This is a genomic window from Streptomyces sp. NPDC048172, from assembly GCF_043202595.1.
GTDB lineage: Bacteria > Actinomycetota > Actinomycetes > Streptomycetales > Streptomycetaceae > Streptomyces.
Map to the genome: position 1 here is coordinate 777,526 of NZ_JBIDAT010000001.1, position 20,682 is coordinate 798,207.

Genomic DNA, 20,682 nt, shown 5'->3' on the forward strand with positions numbered 1-20,682 from the left:
GCTGGCGCCGTGACTGAAGACGCCCCGCTTGAGAAGAAGCCCGCCCCGGCCGTCGAGAAGCCCCAGGCCCCGGCGCCCGTGGCCGAGGGCGACGTGCGCGCCTCGGACGCCGACCGTGACCGGGTCGCCGACATCCTCCGCGAGGCGCTCGCCGAGGGGCGGCTCGACGCGGAGGAGCACGGCGAGCGGCTCGACGCGGTCTACGCGGCGAAGACCGTCGGCGCCCTGGAGCCCATCGTCCGCGACCTGCCCGCGGCGCGCGGCTCCGAGGACGGCCTGCGCGGGGCGGCCTCTACGGGCCCGTCGGCCTCCTTCTCCGCCTCGTACTCCTCGGGGCCCGCGTACGGGCACGGGGCGATGCACGGCGCGGCGTTCGGACCGAAGGAGAACCTCGTCGCGATCTTCAGCGGCTCGGTGCGCAAGGGGCGCTGGCGCGTGCCGCGGAAGATCAACGCCTTCGCGATGTTCGGCGGCATCGAGATCGACCTCTCCGAGGCGATCTTCGAACACCCGCATCTGGTGATCAACGCGACCGCGATCTTCGGCGGCATCGACATCCGCGTCCCGGAGAACGTCACGCTCCAGCAGAAGGGCTCGGGCATCTTCGGCGGCTTCGACATCCAGGTGATGGACTCCCCGGATCCGAACGCGCCCGTGGTGCTCGTGCAGGGCGCGGGGATCTTCGGCGGGGTGGACGCCAAGCCCAAGCGCGGGAAGATCATCAGGGATCTGCGGGAGCGCTTCCGCAAGGAGCCGTGAGACCGCTCCCACTTCGCGCACGCGCCGCTCACAGGGCCCTCACGATCCGTTCCGCAAGGCGCCACGGAATGCATACCACCGCGCACAGCGGGTAGGGCTCGGGCATCGTCTCTCGTACGGCTGCCTCGCGAACTGCCGTGCGCAGCAAGACGGATGTAAGGGGAAACTCCGTCGTCTTGTCAGGAGCAGACCGTGCTGCAAACGCCGCATCAGTCCCTGCCGGCAGCCGCTACCGTCCCCGCCCAGCGAACGCCCGTGCGCGATGACCAAGCGGGCCCCTGGCACGCGGACGCGGTCTGCCGCCGGGACGAGGCCGGGCTCTTCTTCGCTCCCTCCAAGGAGCCCACGGCCGCGCGGCTGTCGAGGGAGCAGGCGGCGAAGCGGGTGTGCGCCCGCTGTCCGGTGCTGCTGGAGTGCCGCGAGCACGCCCTCGTCATGCCCGAGCCCTACGGGGTCTGGGGCGGGCTCACCGCCGCCGAGCGCCGCGTGGTGCTCACCCGGCGACGCCGGATGGCCAACGCGAACGCCACCGCCGGGTCTCCTCAGACAGAGGTCCCCCGCATCGCCTAGACCTCGCTCGTCCGCCGCCCGGTCTGCCTCGCCCCCCCGTCCGGGGGCTGGGTAGGGGCTGCCCCTGCCTGTGCTTCGCAGGCCGCGCCGTGCGGGGTGGCTGGGCGCGCAGTTCCCCGCGCCCCTTGCTCTTCCGCGAAGCTTGGGAAGTCTGCGCAAGGCGCAGGGTTGGCAAGCGCAGCCCCCTGCGCCGGGTGCCCCGGCAACAGGGCCGCGCCCGGGGTGCCCCGGACTGTGCTTCGCGGGGTGCGAGTGCGTCGTGGCTTGTCGCGCAGTTCCCCGCGCCCCTAGGGAGAAGGGGCAAGCCCCGACGTGCCGTGACCCGTCGCGCCCACGCGGCGGAGCCGCAAAACAAGCACAGCCCCGCGCCCCTTATGGGGCAAGCCCCGACGTGTCGTGACCGGTCGCGCCCACGTGGCGGAGCCGCATAGCGGACACAGGGCCGTGCCCCTCAAGGCGTGGTCAAGCGCGGCTCTTGAGGGGCGGCGGGGTCAGTCCAGGGCGCGGAGCTGGCGGGTGATCAGCATGTTGCGGCGTACGGCGTGTGCCCAGGCGCCGAGGCCCAGGACCGTGGCGCCGGCGGCGATCGTGGCGTCGGTCCCCAGGCCGAGCGCCGTGCACACCGCCGCCGTCCCGAAGAACGCCGCGACGGCGGCGAGTGCCACCGAGCGGCGTCGCTCCGGGGTGCGGTTCCGCGGGCCCAGCACGCGCCGCCGCACCAGCACCAGCCCCAGCGCCAGGGCGAGGCCCGCGGGGGCGGCCCACGCCCAGGCGCTGGTACGGCCGCCGAGGTGGAGGGCGCTCATGCCGACGCCGAAGGCCGCCAGGGAGACGGCCGCCGACGGGCCGTACCAGAACGGCAGGCGCCGCGAGAGGAGCCGGGCCCGCTCCTCGGCGGGGTCGGCGAGGGGGGTGGAGGGGGTGTCTCGTATCGGCATCCAGCGATCTTGCCCTCTGTCAGCGCGCCCTGTCGAAGTCCACGGCGCTGTAGGCGCGCAGCTTCGAGAGCTGGTGCGTGGAGTCGATCTGCCGGATCGTCCCGGACTTGGAGCGCATCACCAGTGACTGGGTGTACGCCCGCTGGCCGCGGTAGTGGACGCCCCGGAGCAGGTCGCCGTCGGTGATGCCGGTCGCGACGAAGAACACGTTCTCGCCGCTGACCAGGTCCTCCGTGCTCAGCACGCGGTCCAGGTCGTGGCCCGCGTCCAGCGCCCGCTGCCGCTCCTCGTCGTCCTTGGGCCACAGCTTGCCCTGTATCGCGCCGCCCAGGCACTTGATCGCGCAGGCCGCGATGATGCCCTCCGGCGTGCCGCCCACACCCAGCAGCAGGTCCACGCCGGTGCCCTCGCGCACGGTCATGATCGCGCCCGCGACGTCGCCGTCCGAGATGAACTTGATACGGGCGCCCGCCTCCCGGATCTCCTTCACGAGCCCCTCGTGCCGGGGGCGGTCGAGGACGACCACGGTGACGTCCTCGTTGGCGCAGCCCTTCGCCTTGGCGATCCGGCGGATGTTGACGGCCGGGGGCGCGGTGATGTCCACGAACTCGGCGGCCTCGGGGCCCGTGACCAGCTTGTCCATGTAGAAGACCGCGCTGGGGTCGAACATCGTGCCGCGCTCGGCGACCGCCAGCACCGACACCGCGTTGGCCATGCCCTTGGCCGTCAGCGTCGTACCGTCCACCGGGTCCACGGCGACGTCGCACTCGGCGCCGGTCCCGTCCCCGACCCGCTCGCCGTTGAAGAGCATCGGGGCCTCGTCCTTCTCGCCCTCGCCGATGACGACCACGCCGTTCATCGAGACGGTCGAGACGAGGGTGCGCATCGCCTTGACGGCGGCGCCGTCCGCGCCGTTCTTGTCGCCGCGGCCGACCCAGCGGCCCGAGGCCATCGCCCCGGCCTCGGTGACGCGGACGAGCTCCAGCGCGAGGTTGCGGTCCGGCGCTTCCGGATCCACTTCGAGCGAGGAGGGCAGGTGGTGGTGTTCGGTCATCGGAACACACCTTTCTGTACGGCGACGTCGGCCGTGCCTTGCTGGGTGAGGGTGCTTATGACAATACCGGGCGGCGGCAGAGTGAGCAGGGGTGCCCACGTATGAGCGGATTGTGGAGCCCCCCTGGCGCCCGGCGCCGGACCGGCATAAGGGACGATGGAGGCGTGGCAGCAGACAAGAAGCGCGGCAGGCAGACCGTCCGGGACATGGTGATCTCGCTCGCGGTCATCGTCCTCGCGGCGGGGGTGATCTACCTCTTCGTCCCGCACGACGAGGACAAGGACCCGGTGAAGACGGTGAGTTACGGCATCGAGCTGAAGTCGGCCCGCCGTGCGGCCCCGTACCCGGTGGCCGGGCCCGTGGGGCTGTCGAAGGAGTGGCGCGCGACCTCGGTGCGGTACGCGGCGGCCGACGGGGCGAAGAACGCCGACGGCTCCGCCTGGCACCTGGGCTTCGTGACGCCCCGCGACGAGTACGCGGCGGTCGAGCAGAGCGACGAGCCCCGCGCGGACCGGTACATCTCCCGGGTCACGCACAGCGCGAAGAAGACCGCCGGGACCGAGCGCCTCGGCGGCCGGGAGTGGGTGCGCTACAAGGGCGAGAAGTACGACGCGCTCGTGCTGAAGGAGTCCGGAAAGTCCGGAAAGTCCGGGGAGGGCAAGCCCACTACGGTCGTCACCGGCACGGCCTCGTTCAAGGAGCTGTCGCAGCTCGCGGGCGCGCTGGAGGCCCGTAAGGAGAAGATCGTTCCGCCTTCGTCCTCGTCCTCGCCCTCGTCCTCTTCCTCGCCCTCCGCGAAATAGGGGAAGCCCCCCGCGCGAGGGGGGGGATGTCGCGCGGGGGGCGGTTCATGGGGAGGAGCGGTCAGACCGAGACGACCGCGTCCTGGTAGGCGAGCCGCGGGTTGCGCGGCTTGAAGGCGTCCGGGCCCGGCTTGCCGATGTTGACCACCATCAGCACCTTCTGGCGGCCGTCGCCGAAGAACTCCTTGTTGACGCCCTCGGCGTCGAAGCCGGTCATCGGGCCCGCGGCGAGCCCGGCGGCGCGGACGCCCACGATGAAGTACCCGGCCTGGAGTGCGGCGTTGAGGGACCCGGCCGACTCGCGGACCGACTGCTCGCCGAAGAGTGCGTCCTTGAGGTGCGGGGCCTGCGGCAGCAGCTCGGGCAGGCGCTCGTGGAAGTCGATGTCCACGGAGAGGATCGCGGTCAGGGGCGCCGTGCCGGTCTTCGGCCGGTTGCCCTCGGCCATGTGCGCGACCAGGCGCTCGCGGGCCTCGGGGGAGCGGACGAGGGTGACGCGCAGCGGGGACTGGTTGAAGGCGGTCGGCCCGTACTTCACGAGGTCGTAGATCGCCTGGACCTGCTCATCGGTGACCGGCTCGTCGGTGAACGTGTTGGCCGTCCGGGCCTCACGGAAGAGCAGGTCCTGGGCGGCGGGGTCGAGGGCGAGAGCCATGGAGTGGTGCCTTTTCCTACGGGGGTGTCGCATGCGGAATGCGTCGTTCACCTGTAAGTGTAGCCACCAGTAGTTCAATGTTGAATCAGGTGTGACGAATGCCGCCCTCTACTCCGCTTCGTCACCCTCGTCGTCTTCGTCCTCTTCCTCGTCGGCCCCGTCCTCCCCGGCGTCCTCGTCCTCCGCCTCCAGCACCGCGTCCAGCCGGGCCCGCGCGCCCTCCAGCCACTCGCGGCAGATGCCCGCCAGCTCCTCGCCGCGCTCCCACAGCTCCAGCGACTCCTCCAGCGTGGAGCCGCCCGCCTCCAGCCGCCGCACGACCTCGACCAGCTCGCCCCTCGCCTGCTCGTAACTCAGCGAGGACTCCGCTCCTCCGGCTGCCGCGCTCGCTTCCTTCGTCGTCATACGACCAGCCTATGCGGGGGGTGTGACGGTCACGCCGAACTCGCCGCTCGCCACCCGGGCCCGCAGTTTGTCGCCCTCGGTGACGTCCTCCGCGTCCCGCACGACGGCGCCGTCGCCGCGCTGCAGCACCGCGTATCCCCGCTGGAGGGTCGCCGCGGGGGAGAGGGCGACGACCCGGGCCCGGGTGTGCGCCAGCTCGTCCTCCGCGCGGTCCAGCCGGTGGCCCAGCACGCGCCGCGCGCGGTCCAGCGCGGCGGCGATCTCGTCCTCCCGGCCCTCCACCATCGCGTGCGGGTCCGCCATCGCCGGGCGGCTCAGCACGTCGTCGAGCCCGCGCTCCTCGCGGTCGAGCGTGCCGGTGATCACCCGCCAGGCCCGCTCGCGCAGGGCCCGCACCCGCTCGTGCTCCTCGCCGACGTCGGGCACGGTGTCCTTCGCGGCGTGCGTCGGCGTCCGCGAGCGCAGGTCGGCGACCAGGTCGAGCAGCGGCTGGTCCGCCTCGTGCCCGATCGCGGAGACCACGGGCGTCCCGGCGGCGGCCACGGCCCGCACCAGCCGCTCGTCCGAGAACGGCAGCAGGTCCTCCATGCCGCCGCCGCCGCGCGTGATGATGATGACGTCCACCTCGCTGCTGGCGTCCAGCTCGCGGAGCGCGTCGATGATCTGCGGGACCGCGTACGCCCCCTGGACCGCCGTGTTGCGCACCTCGAAGCGGACGGCGGGCCAGCGCTCGCGCGCGGTGTGCAGCACATCCCGCTCGGCGTCCGAGGCGCGGCCGGTGATCAGCCCTATCCGGCTCGGCAGGAACGGCAGCCGCCGCTTGCGCTCCGGCGCGAACAGCCCCTCGGCCGCGAGCGCCTTCTTCAACCGCTCCAGCCGCGCGAGCAGTTCGCCCACGCCCACCGGGCGGATCTCGGCGGCGCGGAGCGAGAGACGCCCCGACTTCTCGTACCACTCCGGCTTGGCGTGGACGACGACCCGGGCGCCCTCGGTCAGGACGTCCTTCACCTGCTCGTACACCTGCCGGAAGCAGGTGACGCTGATCGAGACGTCCCGCGAGGGGTCGCGCAGGGTGAGGAAGACCATTCCGGCGCCGGGGCGCGGCGAGAGCTGGATGACCTGCCCCTCCACCCACACGGCGCCGAGCCGGTCGATCCACCCCCGGATCAGCCGCGAGACCTCGCTGACCGGGACCGGTGTCTCCGCTGACGTGGTGAGAGCCATACGAGAAGGCTAGGCCGTCCCGCCGACATTCCCGCCCGGTCCGCCGGGACCGCCGAGTCCGCCGGGGCCGCCGCCGAGCCCGCCGCTCAGTCTGTCGCGGCGGTGCAGGACGTACGCCACGACCAGGCCCGCCGCCAGCCACACCAGGCCGACGTAGTGCGCCTCCCTGCTGGCGGTCACGATCACGGCGATCATGATGCCGAGCCCCACGAGCGGCACGATCCAGTCCCGCAGCGGGCTCATGGCGTGGTCGGCGGCACCGCGCCGCAGCCCGTAGTAGCCGACGACGGACAGGTGCAGCAGGCAGAACGCGGTCAGCGCGCCCATGTCCACGACCGAGACCAGCCGGTCCAGGCCCTCGGCCGTGCGCGCCGCCCACACCGCCGCGCACAGGGTGAGCACCGCGCTCAGCAGCAGCGTGCGGCGCGGCACCCCGGTGCCCTGGTGCACCCGCGAGAGGGCCTTCGGCAGCCGACCGTCCCTGGCCATCGCGTACAGCAGCCTGCCCGCCGCCGCCTGCCCCGCGAGCGCGGCGAACGCGGCTCCGATCGCCTTGCTGACGGCGATCGTCTTCTCCAGCCACTCGCCGACGGCCCCGTTGACCGCCGTGTAGAAGGCCGCGCCCTGCGAGGCCGGGTCGTCGGCGAGTTTCCGGGAGGACTCCTCGGACAGCAGCGCCGCCAGATACGTCTGCGCGATGAAGAGCAGGCCCGCCAGGACCAGGCACCACACGAGCGCCCGCGCGACCAGCGAGGGGCCGTCCCCCTCGCGGCCCCTGCCGCCGGTGGCCTCCTCCGCGAAGTTCGCGATGGCGTCGAAGCCGAGGAAGGAGAGGACCGCGACCGAGACCGCGCCGAGCACCGCCACGAGGGAGAAGTCCCGGTCGCCGGTGAACGGCGTGAGCCAGTCGCCCCGCGCGGGCCCGTCCTGCACGAGGACGACCACGGCCGTCACGCAGAAGACCAGCAGCACCGCGATCTCCATGACGAGGATCACGAAGCCCACGGCGGCGGCCCTGTGCACCCCGGACAGGTTCAGCGCCGTCGAGACGAGGACCGCGAGCGCCGTCCACACCCACTGGTCGACGGAGGGCACGAGCTGCTCCATCGCGATGCCGGAGAAGAGATAGGCCACGGCCGGGATGAGCAGGTAGTCGAGCATCATCATCCACCCGGCGACGAAGCCGGGCGCGTCCCCGAGTCCCGCGCGGGCGTAGGCGTAGACGGACCCCGCCTGCGGTACGGCGTGGACCATGCGGGCGTACGAGTAGGCGGTGAAGGACATCGCGATCGTGGCGACGACGTAGACGAGCGGGACCACGCCGTGGCTACGGGCGTCGAGCGCCCCGTAGATCCCGACCGGGGCCATGGGCGCGATGAAGAGCAGGCCGTAGACGATGAGGTCGCGGAGGGTGAGGCTGCGGCGCAGGCTGCCCTGCAGATCGCCGCCCAAGAATGCCGCTGTGCGGTTGCGGGCTCCAGGCATGCGCCCAGCTTGCCGTACTTCGTCCCGTACACCGGGGAACGGAGGGCGGGCCACGCGGCGGCCTCACGCCCGTACGATGGCTGTATGACTGCAACGCCCTCGCGCCGTGTCCTGCTCGCCGCCCCTCGCGGCTACTGCGCCGGCGTGGACCGAGCCGTAATCGCCGTCGAACAAGCTCTGGAGCAGTACGGCGCGCCGGTGTACGTGCGCCACGAGATCGTCCACAACAAATACGTGGTCAAGACCCTGGAGAAGAAGGGCGCCATCTTCGTCGAGGAGACGGAGGAGGTGCCCGAGGGGGAGATCGTCATCTTCTCCGCGCACGGCGTGGCCCCCGTGGTGCACGAGGAGGCGCAGCGCGGCAAGCTCGCCACCATCGACGCCACCTGCCCCCTGGTCACCAAGGTCCACAAGGAGGCCGTGCGGTACGCCAAGGAGGACTACGACATCCTCCTGATCGGTCACGAGGGCCACGAGGAGGTCATCGGGACCAGCGGTGAGGCGCCCGAGCACATCACCCTGGTCGACGGTCCCGACGATGTGAAGAACATCGAGGTCCGTGACCCCGAGAAGGTCGTCTGGCTCTCCCAGACCACCTTGTCCGTCGACGAGACGATGGAGACGGTGGAGGCCATCCAGGGCCGCTACCCGAACCTGCTCTCGCCGCCCAGCGACGACATCTGCTACGCGACGCAGAACCGCCAGGTCGCCATCAAGCAGGTCGCCGCCGGCTCCGACCTGGTGCTGGTCGTCGGCTCCAAGAACTCCTCGAACTCGGTCCGCCTGGTCGAGACCGCGCTCCAGCACGGCGCCAAGGCGGGCCATCTGGTCGACAACGCCGGGGAGATCGACGAGGCGTGGCTGGAGGGCGTGGAGACCATCGGCCTCTCCTCCGGCGCCTCCGTCCCCGAGGTCCTGGTCGACGAGGTGCTGGAGTGGCTGGCCCAGCGCGGCTGGGAGGACGTCGAGATCGTCAAGCCGGTCGACGAGCACATGCAGTTCTCGCTGCCCAAGGAGCTGCGGCGCGACCTGCGCGCGGAGGCGGCGCAGAAGCTCCAGTCCTGACCTGACACCACTACGCTCAGCCCCGCCGGGGTCGGTCCTTCCGAGGACCGGCCCCGGCTTTCTTCTGCCCTCTTCCGGTGCCTGTGCTCCGCACATGCCCGGCGTATGCGCAACGGGTGCGGGCGGCGTGCGGCGCGGGTGCACCGTCCTGTGTGGAGCCCGTGCGGGAGCGATGCCGCACGCGAACGGACGGGCTCCAGGGTGGTTCACGCACCGCCGGTCCGGTGCGTGAGGAACGGACCGGGGCCGGCGGGTCCATGTCCGTAATCAAGGAGGACAGCAATGGGTCACGAGTACCAGGGCGACATTTCCCTGCTCGAGGAATTCTCCGAGCAGGACTTCGACGGTGTCGCGTACGGCGCCTGCAGCACCAACACGTTCTCGCTGAGCGACGCCGCCGGCAACAACGGCTGGTGGTGCACGCTCACCAAGGAATGCATGCGCTCCTGCAACTGACCGTCCCACCACCCAGAAAGGGAAACTCCATGAAGGAGAACAAGGACCTCCTCGGCGCCTACGACGAGGCCGAGCTGGCCGAGCTGGCCGACTCGGAGGCGCACGGCGGTACGCACCCGACGATCACCACGTCGTCCTGGACCTGCGTCACCGCCGCGACCGTCACGGTCTGCCCGTCGTCGGCCTGCAGCAGCAAGTGCTGAGAACGCCGCACGGCGTACTGAGCGCATAGCACAGTCGGGCGGAATGGGGGTCCGCCGAATTCTCCGGGCTCCCATTCCGCCCAGGGCGGCACCATCGCGCGGAGAGGGAGAGCGAGAACACAGTGACATCTCCAGCCACGTACTATCCGGAATTCGACAGCGCGGAATTCGAGGAGACCATCGCGCCGTTGGCGGAGTGGGACGGGGACATCACCGGCGCCCTCCGTGCCGATGAACCGCCGCCACCGTCACCGGCGCCCCCAGCGCCGGACGCCGCGACGCCCGACGCCGCGACGCGCGCGGTCGTGGACGAGTGGCTCGCCGAGCCCGAGGAATACCCCTTCCAGCACGTGATGCGGACCGTGGCCGCATCCGTCGCGGACCGTGATCCGCTGGGGCCCGGCGACGGTCTCCGCCACGATCTCTTCCACGACCCGCGCGCGACGCTGCGCCAGGTCCTCGGCCGCGCCGAGGGCCGGGTGCGGGAGCTGTGGACCCGGCCGCTGGTCGCCGCCCTCAACCACGCCCGCGCCGAGGGGCTGCTCGTGGGGGGCAGCCCCGAGGAGCGGTACGACGACTTCGTCGAGCGGTCAGCGCGTACCTCGTTCGAGGACGTCAGCGGGCTCTCGTTCCCGGTGCTGCGCGAGGTGACGCGCACCGTGCTGCGGTACGAGGCGGAGAGCGTACGGGAGCTGTGCGCGCGGCTGCGGGCCGACCGGGACGACATCGCGCGCGCCTTCGGGATCGCGGACACCGACCTGATCGTCTCCTGCGGCTTCTCCGAGGGCGACGTCCACAACCGGGGCCGCAGCGTCTCCGTCCTCGTCTTCGCCTCCGGCAAGCGGCTCGTCTACAAGCCGAGGGACGTCTCCTGCGAGGCCGCCTACGCCACCCTCGCCCGCCGCCTCAACGAGCGGTACGGCACGACGCTCGCCGCCGCCTCCGTCCTGGAGCGGGAGCGGTACGGCTACGTCGAGTTCGTCCCCTCCGAGGACGTCTCCGACGCCGCGGGCGACTTCATGCACGCGAGCGGCGAACTGGCCGCCGTGCTCTATCTGCTCAACGCCCGCGACATGCACTTCGAGAACATCGTGCCGACCCGGCGCGGCCCCGTCCCCATCGACCTGGAGACGATCCTGCACCCCTCGCGGCTGCACGCCGGGCCCACGCCGGAGACGCCGGGGAACGCGTACGAGACCCTCGGGCAGTCCATCTACGGCATCGGCATCCTGCCCCTGGTCATGGTCGGCAAGAACGACGGGGACGGGGCCGCGGGCCATGTGGACCTCGGCTTCCTCGGCGGACGGGGGCACGGCAGCTCGCCGTTCAAGACGGTCCGCTTCATCGACCCGTACACCGACCGGATGCGGCTCGCCTTCCAGGCGCCGCAGGGCCAGTCGCGGCAGACCGTCGTGGACGCGCTGACCGAGGAGGAGACCCACGCCCTCGGCGCGCGCATGGCCGAGGGCTTCAGCCGGGTCTACCGCGCGGTGCTCACCGACCGGGAGGGCTGGCGCACCCTGCTGCGGGAGACCGCGGCGCGCGTCCGCGTCCGCTACGTGCACAACCCGACGCTGCTGTACGGGCAGACGCTGCGCATGACCTCGGGCCCCAAGGCCCTCGACGGCTACGAGCCCTATCTCGCGCTGCTCAAGCGGATCGCCATCGCGAGCAAGACCTCCTCGCGCCACCTCGTCCTCTCCGAGCTGCGGCAGCTCGCGCGGCGCGACGTCCCCTACTTCACCGTCGCCGGTACGGGCGTCGCGGCGGAGGACGGCGACGGGGTGCCGACGGGCGCGGAGTTCGACGAGTCTCCGCTGGAGACGGCGCTGGCGAAGACCGCGCGGCTCTCCGAGTTCGGGCTCGGCGAGCAGCTGAGGCTCCTCCACTCCGCCTTCGCCTCCCGCTTCCCCGACGACCACCTCACGGGTGCCCGGACCGCCGTACCGTCCGCCGAGCCGTCCGCCGAGCCGTCCGTGCGCGTGGAGAGCGACGACGCCGGGCTCGCCCCGCTGCTCGACAGCCTCTGCGAGAACCTCCTCGCCACCTCGCTGGCCGACAAGTTCGGGCATCTGCCCCGTACCTGGGTCGGGCCGAGCGCGTCCGCCGAGATCGACCGGCCCTGGCCGCCGACCGTGCTCGGGTACGACCTCTACACCGGTCGCTCCGGGCCCGCGCTCGCCCTCGCGGCGGGCGCCCGGGTGCTGGGCAACGACGCGTACCGCGGCCTCGCGGGCCAGATCTTCGCCACCGTCGCCGACATCCTCTCCGGCCACACGTACGAGACGCGCAGCGTCCAGCAGGCCGGGTACGCGGGCTACACGGGCCTGGCCGGGACGCTCTTCGCGCTCTCCGCCGCCGGGCGGCTGCTCGGCGAGGACGGCTGGACCGGCGCGGCCCAGGGCGCGCTGCCCCTCGTGCTCGACCAGGTGCGCGCCCAGCCGCCCGAGGAGCTGCCGCCGGACGTGATCGGCGGCCTGGCGGGCGTGCTCTCCTGCGTGCTGGCCATCGGCGGCCCGCACGCCGAGGGCGCGGTCGCGGAGCTGACCGCGCTGCTGACCGGCGCCCTGCGCGCGGACCGCCACCCCGCCGAGCTGGACCAGTCCGGGTACGCGCACGGCGTCAGCGGGCTGCTGGCCGTCCTCAGCCGCGCGTACCCGTACCTGCCGGAGGGGCGCAGGGCCGTCGAGGACGTGCTGGAGCGGCTCCACGACCGGCTCGGGGCCTTCCACGACGCGGCGGCCGGTGACTGGTTCACCAACATGGCGACGACCGGGAAGTTCTCCACCGGCTGGTGCCACGGCTCCGCGGGGATCGCCCTCGGGCTCTCCGCGTACGCCACGCTCAGCGGGGACGAGGGCGCGCTGCGGGCGCGGGAGACGGCCGTGGGCAACGTGCTCAGGGACGGCTTCGGGCGCAACATCACCTGGTGCCACGGCGACCTGGGCAACCACGACATCCTGCGGCAGCTGATCCGCGACACCGGCGACCCCGACGGTCGGCTGCGCGAGGGACTCACCCGGGTCGAGCGCTCCTGGCTGACGCCGGACGTCTTCCGCCGCAAGCTCGCGGACCCCCGCAGCCGTTACGCGCACACCAGCAGCCTCATGGTCGGTTCGTCCGGAGTCGCGCTGCACCTCGCCAACCGGCTGGACCCGGACATCCGCGTCTCACCCGTCACCCTCGCAGTGGAGGAGCCCCGGACATGAGCCCCACTCCCGCCCGCCGGGGCCACGCGCGCCGGATGCCCACCGTCACCCAGGTCACGCAGACCGAGTGCGGGCTGTGCTGCTGCGTCTCGCTGCTGCGGTACTACGGACGCGCCGAGGACATCTCCAGCGTCCGCCGCGACATGGAGGCGGGGCGCGACGGACTGAGCGCGGGGCAGCTCGCGCGGTTCCTGCGCACCCGCGGCATGGAGACGCGCCTCTTCCGCGCCAAGAGCGTCTCCGCGCTGGAGAAGTTCACCTCGCCGGTGATCCTCTACTGGGAGGACTACCACTTCCTGGTCCTGGAGAAGTTCGACGGCAAGAAGGCCGTCGTCATGGACCCCGCCGTCGGACGGCGGCGGCTGAGCCGGGAGGAGCTGGAGGCCGGGTTCAGCGGCATCGTGGTCTCCGCCGAGGTCGGCCCGAGCTTCGAGCGGCTGAAGCAGAAGCCGCTCGCCGAGTGGCGCTTCATCCCGCTCTTCGCGGACGGCGCCCGCAAGCGCATCGCCCTGGTCGCGCTGCTCTCCTTCAGCGGCTACGGCGCGGTGCTCGGCATTCCGATGCTCACCGAGTGGGCCGTCGACGAGAGCGGGCGCTGGGACGATCTGAACGGGCTGATGCTCGTCCTGGGCGCGGTGCTGGGCGTGGCCGTCGCGTACTTCGCGCTGCAGATCGTCAGGATCTTCGTCCTGTCGTCGGTGGTCGCGCTGCTCGGCAAGCATCTGATGACGCACGTCTTCACCAAGCTGCTCTCCCTGCCGTACAGATTCTTCGCCACGCGACAACCCGGCGAGCTGCTGTTCCGGCTCAACAGCGTCAATTCGATCCGGGACCTGCTCTCCTCGCGCGTCGCCCAGGGAATTCTCGACGTGGGGACCCTGGTGTGCGTCAACATCTATCTGCTCGTCGTCGAATGGCGGCTGGGCCTGATAGCGACCGTGCTCTTCCTGCTGAACGCCTTCCATCTGATGCGGACGCGGCAGCGGGTCGCCGAGGCCGTCGACGCCGAGATCGCCCACCTGAGCAAGAGCCAGTCCACGCAGCTCGACGCGATCGTCTCGATCCCGAACATCAAGATGGGCGGCTATTCGCAGGAGTTCATCGACAGCTGGGGCGAGAGCTACGCCTCCTCGCTGGACGCCATGAAGTCCCGGATGCGGCTGCAGCAGGGCTGGATATCGGGCGTCACGACCACCACCCAGATGTTCGGCCCGATGCTGCTCCTGCTCTGCAGCCTCTACTTCGTGAGCCACGGGCACATCTCGCTGGGCGCGGGAATCGCCGTACAGGCCGTGTCAGCGACGTACTTCGCGCTCTCGAACTCGATTTTCCAGACCTTCACCGAGGTCGCCGAGGTCACCCGCTACATGGCGCGGCTGAACGACATCGCCAACACCCCCTCGGAATCGACGGGCGGCTCGCGCACGAAGCTCCCCTCGACCTCGATCCGGCTCCAGGACGTGAGCTTCCGCTACACGCAGCACAGCGAATTCGTTGTACGCGACGTCTCGCTGGACATCGAGCCCGGAGCGAAGATCGCCCTCGTCGGCGCCTCGGGCTCCGGGAAGAGCACCCTGGGCCGGGTGATGTGCGGCCTGTACGAGCCGACGCGCGGCGCGGTCTCGTACGGCGGGCTCACGATGGAGGAGTACGACAAGGACGCGCTGCGCCGCCAGATCGGCTACATCCCGCAGGAGGTCCACCTTCACAACCGGACGATCCTGGAGAACCTCACGCTCGGCCAGGACATCTCCGTGGAGAAGGTGCGGGAATACTGCGAGAGCGTCGGCATCCTCGATTTCGTCGAGGAACTTCCCATGGGGCTCAACACCGTCGTCTCGGAAATGGGCGCCAACTTCTCCGGCGGTCAGCGGCAGCGCCTCGCCATCGTCCGCGCGCTGCTCAAGCGCCCCTCGATCCTGCTGCTCGACGAGGCGACCGCCTCGCTCGACACCGTCAACGAACGGCGCGTGTCGGAAATCATCCAGGGCATCGGCGCGACCCAGGTCATCATCGCGCACCGGCTGTCCACCATTAAGTCCGCCGACCAGATCTACGTGCTGGACGGCGGCCGCGTGGTCGAGCGGGGAGGCCACGCGGAACTCCTCGCCACGGGCGCGGTCTACGCGGACCTCTACACGGACCCGGACAAGACCGTCGACGTTCTCGTTGGAGGAGAGGCGACATGAGAGAACCAGAAGTCTCGATACCGGCCTTCCGGCCCTTCTATCTGCATCTCGCCCCCCGCGGAACGGTGGAGGACGCGCTGCGCGAGCGCGTCGCCGAGGTGACCGCGCCCGAATGCGTCGAGGACGTCCTGAGCGGAATATGGGCGACGCTGGTCCTCACCGTCGAAGAGGGCTCGTTCCGGATGCTGATCGGCGAGTTCCACGCCTTCCGCGAGGAGCGGGGCATTCCCTTCAGCACGGAGAGCGACACCGCCCTCCGGCAGTTCGAGGAGCACCTCACCGACCCCGCCGTCCGCCGGCGGATCCTCGACACGTACCCCGTCTACGAGCGGCGCTTCACCACGGTGCTGCGCAACATGGCCGACGCCTGGGCCGAGATGTTCACGGCCTTCGGCGCGGACCGGGCCGAGCTGCGCGCCGCGGGGCTGCTGGGCTCCCGGCAGGAGGGCGGGGACCGGATCGCGCGGGCCACGGCCACCGGCTCCGACGCGCACAACGACAACCGTCAGGTCCTCATCGTCGAGCTGACCAGCGGCACCAAGCTCGCCTTCAAGCCGCGCGCGCTGGAGTCCGACCGCTTCGTACGGGACCTGTACGCGGCGGCCGACCCGTATCTCACGCACTCCCTGGAGCGGTGCATACCGCGCTCCGTCACGGTCGGCTCGCACGGCTGGCAGGAGTTCGCCGTCGCGGGCCCCATGACGGAACCGGAGCAGGTGGCCCGCTACTTCTACCGGTTCGGCGCGCTGTGCGCGGTCTTCAGCGCCATCGGCGCCTGCGACCTCCACCACGAGAACCTCACGGCGCGCGGCGAGCACCCCTGCCTGCTCGACACCGAGACGATGCTGCGGGCCGACATCACGCCGCCGGAGCCCTCGTTCCTCTCCACTTTGACGAACCAGTTCAAGCTCTCCGTCGTCCACACGATGCTCCTCCCGGTCGCGAACCCCCAGTCGCACTTCGACGTCGACCTGTCGGGCGCGAGCGTCACCCCCACCGAGTCCGCGAAGCTCAAGCGGCCCGTCGTCCTCGACCGTGAGTCGGACGGCATCGGCGTCAGCTGGGAGCCCGTCCTCATCGAGCAGAGCGACAACGTGCCGCGCCTCGGTGAGGCGCCGCTCTCGGCGGGCGACCACTTCGCGGACCTCGTCGCCGGATACACCGACGCGCTCGCGTTCGTCCGCAGCGACGCCGTCGACAAGATCCTCGATGCCCACCGGGGCTTCCCCGTCCGCACCGTGCTGCGGCCGACGATGGTCTACGGGCGCTTCCTCGACGCGGCCACCCACCCCTCCTACCTGTCGGACCAGGCCGAGGCCGACCGCCTGCTGCGGATCCTCGCCCAGTCCCCGGACACGGTGCCGCCCGCGGCCGCCGCGTTCGTCATGGAGCAGGAGCGGACCGCGCTGCGCACCGGGAACGTGCCGCTCTTCCTGGCCCGTTCCGACTCGGTCGAGCTGGCCACCCACCAGGCGAGCTTCCCCGGCTTCTTCGAGATGCCGTCCGCCGACGCGGCCCGGCTCGGTGTCGCCCTCAACGGCGCCCGCTCCGACCGCTACCACCGCTTCCTGCTGGAGGAGTGCCTCAGCGAGCTGTTCGGCGACGACCGCCCCGCCGGGCTCTCCGCGCACGGCGTCTTCGGGGACGGGGCTCGTACGGGCGTACGGCCAGGGAGCTGGTGGCAGGGGATCGCCGGGACGGTCGCCGACCTCCGCGTCGTCCACGAGGGGTCCGGCGGAGACTCCCGGGACGACGTCTCCGGCTGGATCGGCGGCATCGGCCCCGACCGGGGCGTCCCCACGGTGTGCGCGGGCGAGTTCGTCTCGTTCCACGACTTCGGCGGGGTCGTCACCTTCCTCTCCCGCGCCGCCCGGCACGACCCCGCGCTCCGTCCCGCCGCCGACTCCGCCGAGCGCGGGCTGGACGAACTCCTCCGGTTCCGCGAGGGCTTCCTGATGGAGACCGCCGAGTCCGTCTTCACCGGCGCCTCCTCCCGGCTGCTGACCCGCCCGGACGAGATCGACGCGGGCTGGCTGTCGCGGGTCCTGGAGCGGATCGGCGAGCGCGACGCGTCCGGCGACCTGGTGACCGACCTGGCGAACGGGCCCGCCGGAGCGCTGATGGTCCTGCTCTCCCACCAGGAGCGGGCCGGGTCCGGACTCCCGCCCGGCGCCGACCGGCTGGACGCGCTGGCCGACCTGGCCCTCTCGCACCGCGACGCGCCCCGCACGAAGGACTGGTACGACGTCGCCCACGGCGGACTCGGCCTGCACTGGGCCGCCGCCCGCGTCGGCCGGGTCCTCGGCGTCCGGGGCGTGGCCGAGGAGGCCGCCGACTGGCTGCTCGCCCGCTGGCGGGACGGCGAGGAGTCCCCGCACCGCGGCTGGTGCAAGGGCGCCGCCGGTGAACTGCTGGCCGCCGCCGAGATCCTCACCACCGCCGGACGGCGCGAGGCGCTCACCGGCGAACGGCTGGAGGCCCTCGTCGCCAAGGCGACCCGGCTGCCCGCCGACCGGCCCCTCGACCTGTCGGTCTGCCACGGCAGCAGCGGCGTCGTCCAGTCGCTGATCGCCGCGGCCCGGATCCTGGACGAGCCCGCGCTGCTGGACCGGGCGCGGACGTACCAGGAGGGCGTCCTCGGCGTCGCCCGCGCGCAGGGCTTCTTCACCGGGGCCCGCGGCCGCTCCTCGCTGCTCGGCTACATGCTCGGCTGGGCCGGGATCGGCGACACGGACCTCCTGCTGCACACGGCCCCCGAGGAGGCGCCGATCCCGGTCGCCTTCACCGTGAAGGGCTGATGCCGATGCGGTACTCGCTCCTGCTCCCGCCCCAGCTGTCCCGGCCCGAACAGGCCGTGCCGTTCGCGCTCCTCACGCAGCGCTCCGGCGCCCACCGCCTCTGGCAGGGCCAGGGCCTCGCGGTGGACAGCCACCACCTCGTGGCCTGGCTCGCCGGGCAGGGGATCAGGGTCCGCAGCGGATTCGGCGTGTCCCTCATGCCGCTCCGCTCCCCGTACCAGGCGGCCGTGGAGGCCCGTTCCGTCGCACTGGCCACCGGGCGCTCCGTCGTCGCGGGCTTCGGGCCCGGCGGGATCGCGGGCCAACGGTCGTTCCTGGGCAGGCCGTACGCCAGTCAGCTCGGGGCCTCGCGCGAGTACGTCCGTACCGTGCGGGGCCTGCTGGCCGGCGGCGCGACGGAGGTGCACGGCGCGGAGTTCGCCACGAGCGCGCGGCTCGTCGAACTGCCCGCGCCCCGCGTCTCCGTCGGTCTGGGCGTGCTCAGGGAACGGATGGCCGTGTTGGCGGGTGAGGCCGCCGACACGGCCGTCACCTGGCTCGCGAGCGCCTCGTACCTGGACGGGACGCTGCTCCCGGCGCTGCGCAAGGGCGCGCAGCAGCGGGAAGCGCGGCAGCGCGAGGAGGGCGCCGCCCGAGAGGGGCCGTGGGTCACCGCGTACGTCCCCGTCGGGCTCTCCGGCCCCGGCCGTACCGCCGCCGGACTGGCCCACGCCGCCTGCGGCGCGCACGTACAGGCGCCGCACTACCGGGAGGCGCTGCGCCGCTCGGGCATCGCGGTGGAGGGCGACGGGAGCACGGAGGACGCCGTGCGACTCGTGGACGGCGGGGTGTTCCTGCACGGCACCGCGGAGGAGATCCACGCGCGGCTCGGCGAGTACCGGGCGCTCGGGGTCGACGAGGTGGTGCTGAACGCGACGGGCGTCGCGCTCACCAAGGGCGTGCGCGCCGCCGAAAGTGATCTCAGAGAGATCCTGGAAGCCGCTCCCCAGCAGGGCGGCACAGGGGGTGAAGAGTGATGATCGAGGTCCAGCGACTCACGGTGCGGTACGGCACGACCGTCGCCGTCGACGACCTCTCCTTCCGCGTCGAGCCGGGCCGGGTCACCGGTTTCCTCGGCCCCAACGGCGCGGGCAAGACGACCACCATGCGCGCCATGCTCGGCCTCGACCGGCCGGTCTCCGGGCGCGTCCTGATCGAGGGCAGGCCCTACGAGCGCCTCCCGCGCCCCCTGACCACGGTCGGCGCCCTGCTCGACTCCAGATCGGCGCACGGCGGGCGGACCGTACGGGCGCATCTGCTGAGCCTCGCCCGCAGCAACCGGATTCCCGACGCGCGCGTGGACGAGGTCCTGGAGACCGTCGGGCTCGCGACCGTCGCGGGGAAACGCGCGGGCGGGATGTCGCTCGGCATGTCCCAGCGCCTCGGCATCGCCGCCGCGCTGCTCGGCGACCCCAAGGTGCTGCTCTTCGACGAACCGGCCAACGGCCTGGACCCCGAGGGCATCGTGTGGTTCCGCGAACTGGCGCAGCGGCTCGCGGGCGAGGGCCGTACGGTCCTCGTCTCCAGCCATCTGATGAGCGAGATGGCGCTCACCGCCGACCATCTGGTCGTCATCGGCCAGGGGCGGCTGCTCGCGGAGTGCTCGGTGGACGACTTCGTCGCCCGTAACTCGCGCGCGTTCATCCAGATCCGCACGCCGGAGCCGGAGCGGCTGCGCGCCGTCCTCAAGGACGAGGGCATCCGTACGGACGAGGGGCCCGACGGGGCCATCGAGGCGTCCGGGACGACGCAGGAGACGGTGGGCGCGCTCGTGGCCGCGCACCAGGTGACCGTGTACGAGATCAGTCCCCAGACGGCCTCTTTGGAGGAGGCGTTCATGCGTCTGACGGCCGGAGCGGTGGAGTTCCGCGCGACGGATGCGCAGGCGGGCGCGGAGGCCGGGGACACGGCGGCGATGCCGGGGGTGCGGCGATGACGGCGGCGGACGTGAAGGACGAGAAGGACGGCCGTACGGAGGGCCGTGCGGACGGCCGTACGGCGGAGGCGGACACGGGCGCTCGGGCGCCGGGCGCCGACCTGACGGCGGCGATGTCCGCGGAGTGGGTCAAGATCAGGACGCTGCGCTCCACCGTGTGGTGCCTCGCGCTCTTCGCCGCGTTGAGCGTGGCCGTCGGGCTGCTCACCGGCATCTTCATGGGCAACGCGCTGGACGGGATGGACGCCGCGGAACGGGCGAAGTTCGACCCGATCTCCACGGGCCTGAGCGGGCTGCGGTTCGGGATGCTCGCGCTGGTCGCCTTCGGCGTGCTGGCCGTCAGCAGCGAGTACAGCTCGGGCACGATCCGCTGCTCGCTCACGGCGGTGCCGCGCCGCTCGGTCTTCTTCGCCGCGAAGCTGCTGACCGGCACGGCGGCGGCGCTGACCGTGTCCCTGGTCACCGTGGGGCTGAGCTTCTTCGCCACGCAGCTCGCGCTGGGCGGCGAGGGGAGCGTGGGGCTCTCCGACGAGGGCGTCATGCGCTCCCTGTCGTGCGCGGTGCTCTACACGACGCTGCTGTGCGTGTTCTCCATGGGCCTCGCGACGGTCCTGCGCAGCTCGGCGCTGACCCTGGGGATCCTCATCCCCCTCTTCTTCATGCTCTCGACGATCCTGAACAACATCCCCGGCGTGAAGAAGGTGGCCCAGTTCCTCCCCGACGCGGCCGGTGACGCCGCCCTCTACCAGGACCCGCCGTCCGGGACCGTCCTGAACGCCTGGAGCGGAATGGCCGTGCTGGTCGCGTGGGCGCTCGCGGCGGGGATCGCGGGATACGCGGCGATCCGGCGCCGGGACGCGTGACCCACGGCTGTGACCACAACTTCCGTGCGGT

At 72.0% G+C, this 20,682-nt stretch carries 18 protein-coding genes; 12 read left to right on the forward strand and 6 right to left on the reverse strand.

The annotated features are described in order from the left end of the window. Positions 1–9 precede the first annotated feature (9 nt). A complete protein-coding gene (locus ACGF3A_RS03555) occupies positions 10–759 on the forward strand; it encodes a DUF1707 domain-containing protein (protein ID WP_393725336.1) in 750 nt (249 codons plus the stop codon). 192 nt (positions 760–951) lie between these two features. Next, a complete protein-coding gene (locus tag ACGF3A_RS03560; protein WP_393725338.1) occupies positions 952–1,329 on the forward strand; it encodes a WhiB family transcriptional regulator in 378 nt (125 codons plus the stop codon). A gap of 491 nt (positions 1,330–1,820) precedes the next feature. Here ACGF3A_RS03560 and ACGF3A_RS03565 read toward each other — a convergent pair whose 3' ends face one another. Continuing rightward, positions 1,821–2,267: a hypothetical protein gene (locus ACGF3A_RS03565; protein WP_393725340.1), complete on the reverse strand. Its 447-nt coding sequence runs from the start codon at positions 2,265–2,267 to the stop codon at positions 1,821–1,823. A gap of 19 nt (positions 2,268–2,286) precedes the next feature. Next, positions 2,287–3,321 carry a class II fructose-bisphosphatase gene (gene glpX / locus ACGF3A_RS03570; RefSeq protein ID WP_393725342.1) on the reverse strand — a complete coding sequence of 345 codons (1,035 nt, stop codon included), beginning with the start codon at positions 3,319–3,321 and terminating at the stop codon, positions 2,287–2,289. Between the two features lie 164 nt (positions 3,322–3,485). On the opposite strand from glpX, the gene ACGF3A_RS03575 reads away from it, so the two are divergent. Continuing rightward, a complete protein-coding gene (locus tag ACGF3A_RS03575) occupies positions 3,486–4,124 on the forward strand; it encodes a DUF4245 domain-containing protein (RefSeq protein ID WP_393725344.1) in 639 nt (212 codons plus the stop codon). 61 nt (positions 4,125–4,185) lie between these two features. Here ACGF3A_RS03575 and ACGF3A_RS03580 read toward each other — a convergent pair whose 3' ends face one another. The 4 genes from ACGF3A_RS03580 to ACGF3A_RS03595 form a co-directional block, all read right to left on the reverse strand. Continuing rightward, the gene (locus tag ACGF3A_RS03580) at positions 4,186–4,779 is read right to left on the reverse strand and encodes a malonic semialdehyde reductase (RefSeq protein ID WP_393725345.1); all 594 of its coding nucleotides are present in this window, start codon (positions 4,777–4,779) and stop codon (positions 4,186–4,188) included. A gap of 108 nt (positions 4,780–4,887) precedes the next feature. Next, positions 4,888–5,184, reverse strand: a complete 297-nt coding sequence (locus ACGF3A_RS03585) for an exodeoxyribonuclease VII small subunit (protein ID WP_393725347.1) — start codon at positions 5,182–5,184, stop codon at positions 4,888–4,890. Positions 5,185–5,193: 9 nt separating this feature from the next. After that, entirely contained in the window at positions 5,194–6,408 is a 1,215-nt protein-coding gene (xseA, locus tag ACGF3A_RS03590; protein ID WP_393725349.1) for an exodeoxyribonuclease VII large subunit, read from the reverse strand. Positions 6,409–6,417: 9 nt separating this feature from the next. Next, a complete protein-coding gene (locus tag ACGF3A_RS03595) occupies positions 6,418–7,893 on the reverse strand; it encodes an APC family permease (RefSeq protein WP_393725351.1) in 1,476 nt (491 codons plus the stop codon). A gap of 84 nt (positions 7,894–7,977) precedes the next feature. Here ACGF3A_RS03595 and ACGF3A_RS03600 point away from each other — a divergent pair, with 84 nt between their 5' ends. The 9 genes from ACGF3A_RS03600 to ACGF3A_RS03640 all read left to right on the forward strand — a co-directional run bounded on the left by ACGF3A_RS03600 (position 7,978) and on the right by ACGF3A_RS03640 (position 20,651). Further along, complete coding sequence (locus ACGF3A_RS03600) at positions 7,978–8,958, forward strand: 4-hydroxy-3-methylbut-2-enyl diphosphate reductase (RefSeq protein WP_393725352.1); 981 nt, start codon at positions 7,978–7,980, stop codon at positions 8,956–8,958. A 282-nt stretch (positions 8,959–9,240) separates the two neighbouring features. Continuing rightward, the gene (locus ACGF3A_RS03605) at positions 9,241–9,414 is read left to right on the forward strand and encodes a plantaricin C family lantibiotic (protein ID WP_393725354.1); all 174 of its coding nucleotides are present in this window, start codon (positions 9,241–9,243) and stop codon (positions 9,412–9,414) included. 29 nt (positions 9,415–9,443) lie between these two features. Then, positions 9,444–9,617 (forward strand): class II lanthipeptide, LchA2/BrtA2 family, encoded by a 174-nt coding sequence (locus tag ACGF3A_RS03610; protein WP_393725356.1) that lies wholly within the window; start codon positions 9,444–9,446, stop codon positions 9,615–9,617. Positions 9,618–9,739: 122 nt separating this feature from the next. Then, positions 9,740–12,826 carry a type 2 lanthipeptide synthetase LanM family protein gene (locus tag ACGF3A_RS03615; RefSeq protein WP_393725358.1) on the forward strand — a complete coding sequence of 1,029 codons (3,087 nt, stop codon included), beginning with the start codon at positions 9,740–9,742 and terminating at the stop codon, positions 12,824–12,826. Next, the gene (locus ACGF3A_RS03620; protein ID WP_393725360.1) at positions 12,823–15,015 is read left to right on the forward strand and encodes a peptidase domain-containing ABC transporter; all 2,193 of its coding nucleotides are present in this window, start codon (positions 12,823–12,825) and stop codon (positions 15,013–15,015) included. The genes ACGF3A_RS03615 and ACGF3A_RS03620 overlap by 4 nt, the downstream gene beginning before the upstream one ends. Then, positions 15,012–17,813 (forward strand): DUF4135 domain-containing protein, encoded by a 2,802-nt coding sequence (locus ACGF3A_RS03625; RefSeq protein ID WP_393725362.1) that lies wholly within the window; start codon positions 15,012–15,014, stop codon positions 17,811–17,813. The genes ACGF3A_RS03620 and ACGF3A_RS03625 overlap by 4 nt, the downstream gene beginning before the upstream one ends. Then, complete coding sequence (locus ACGF3A_RS03630) at positions 17,813–18,829, forward strand: LLM class flavin-dependent oxidoreductase (protein WP_393725364.1); 1,017 nt, start codon at positions 17,813–17,815, stop codon at positions 18,827–18,829. The genes ACGF3A_RS03625 and ACGF3A_RS03630 overlap by 1 nt, the downstream gene beginning before the upstream one ends. Continuing rightward, positions 18,829–19,788 carry an ABC transporter ATP-binding protein gene (locus tag ACGF3A_RS03635; RefSeq protein ID WP_393725366.1) on the forward strand — a complete coding sequence of 320 codons (960 nt, stop codon included), beginning with the start codon at positions 18,829–18,831 and terminating at the stop codon, positions 19,786–19,788. The genes ACGF3A_RS03630 and ACGF3A_RS03635 overlap by 1 nt, the downstream gene beginning before the upstream one ends. Next, positions 19,785–20,651, forward strand: coding sequence for an ABC transporter permease (locus tag ACGF3A_RS03640; protein ID WP_393725368.1), 867 nt, complete (start codon positions 19,785–19,787; stop codon positions 20,649–20,651). The genes ACGF3A_RS03635 and ACGF3A_RS03640 overlap by 4 nt, the downstream gene beginning before the upstream one ends. Positions 20,652–20,682: the final 31 nt, after the last annotated feature.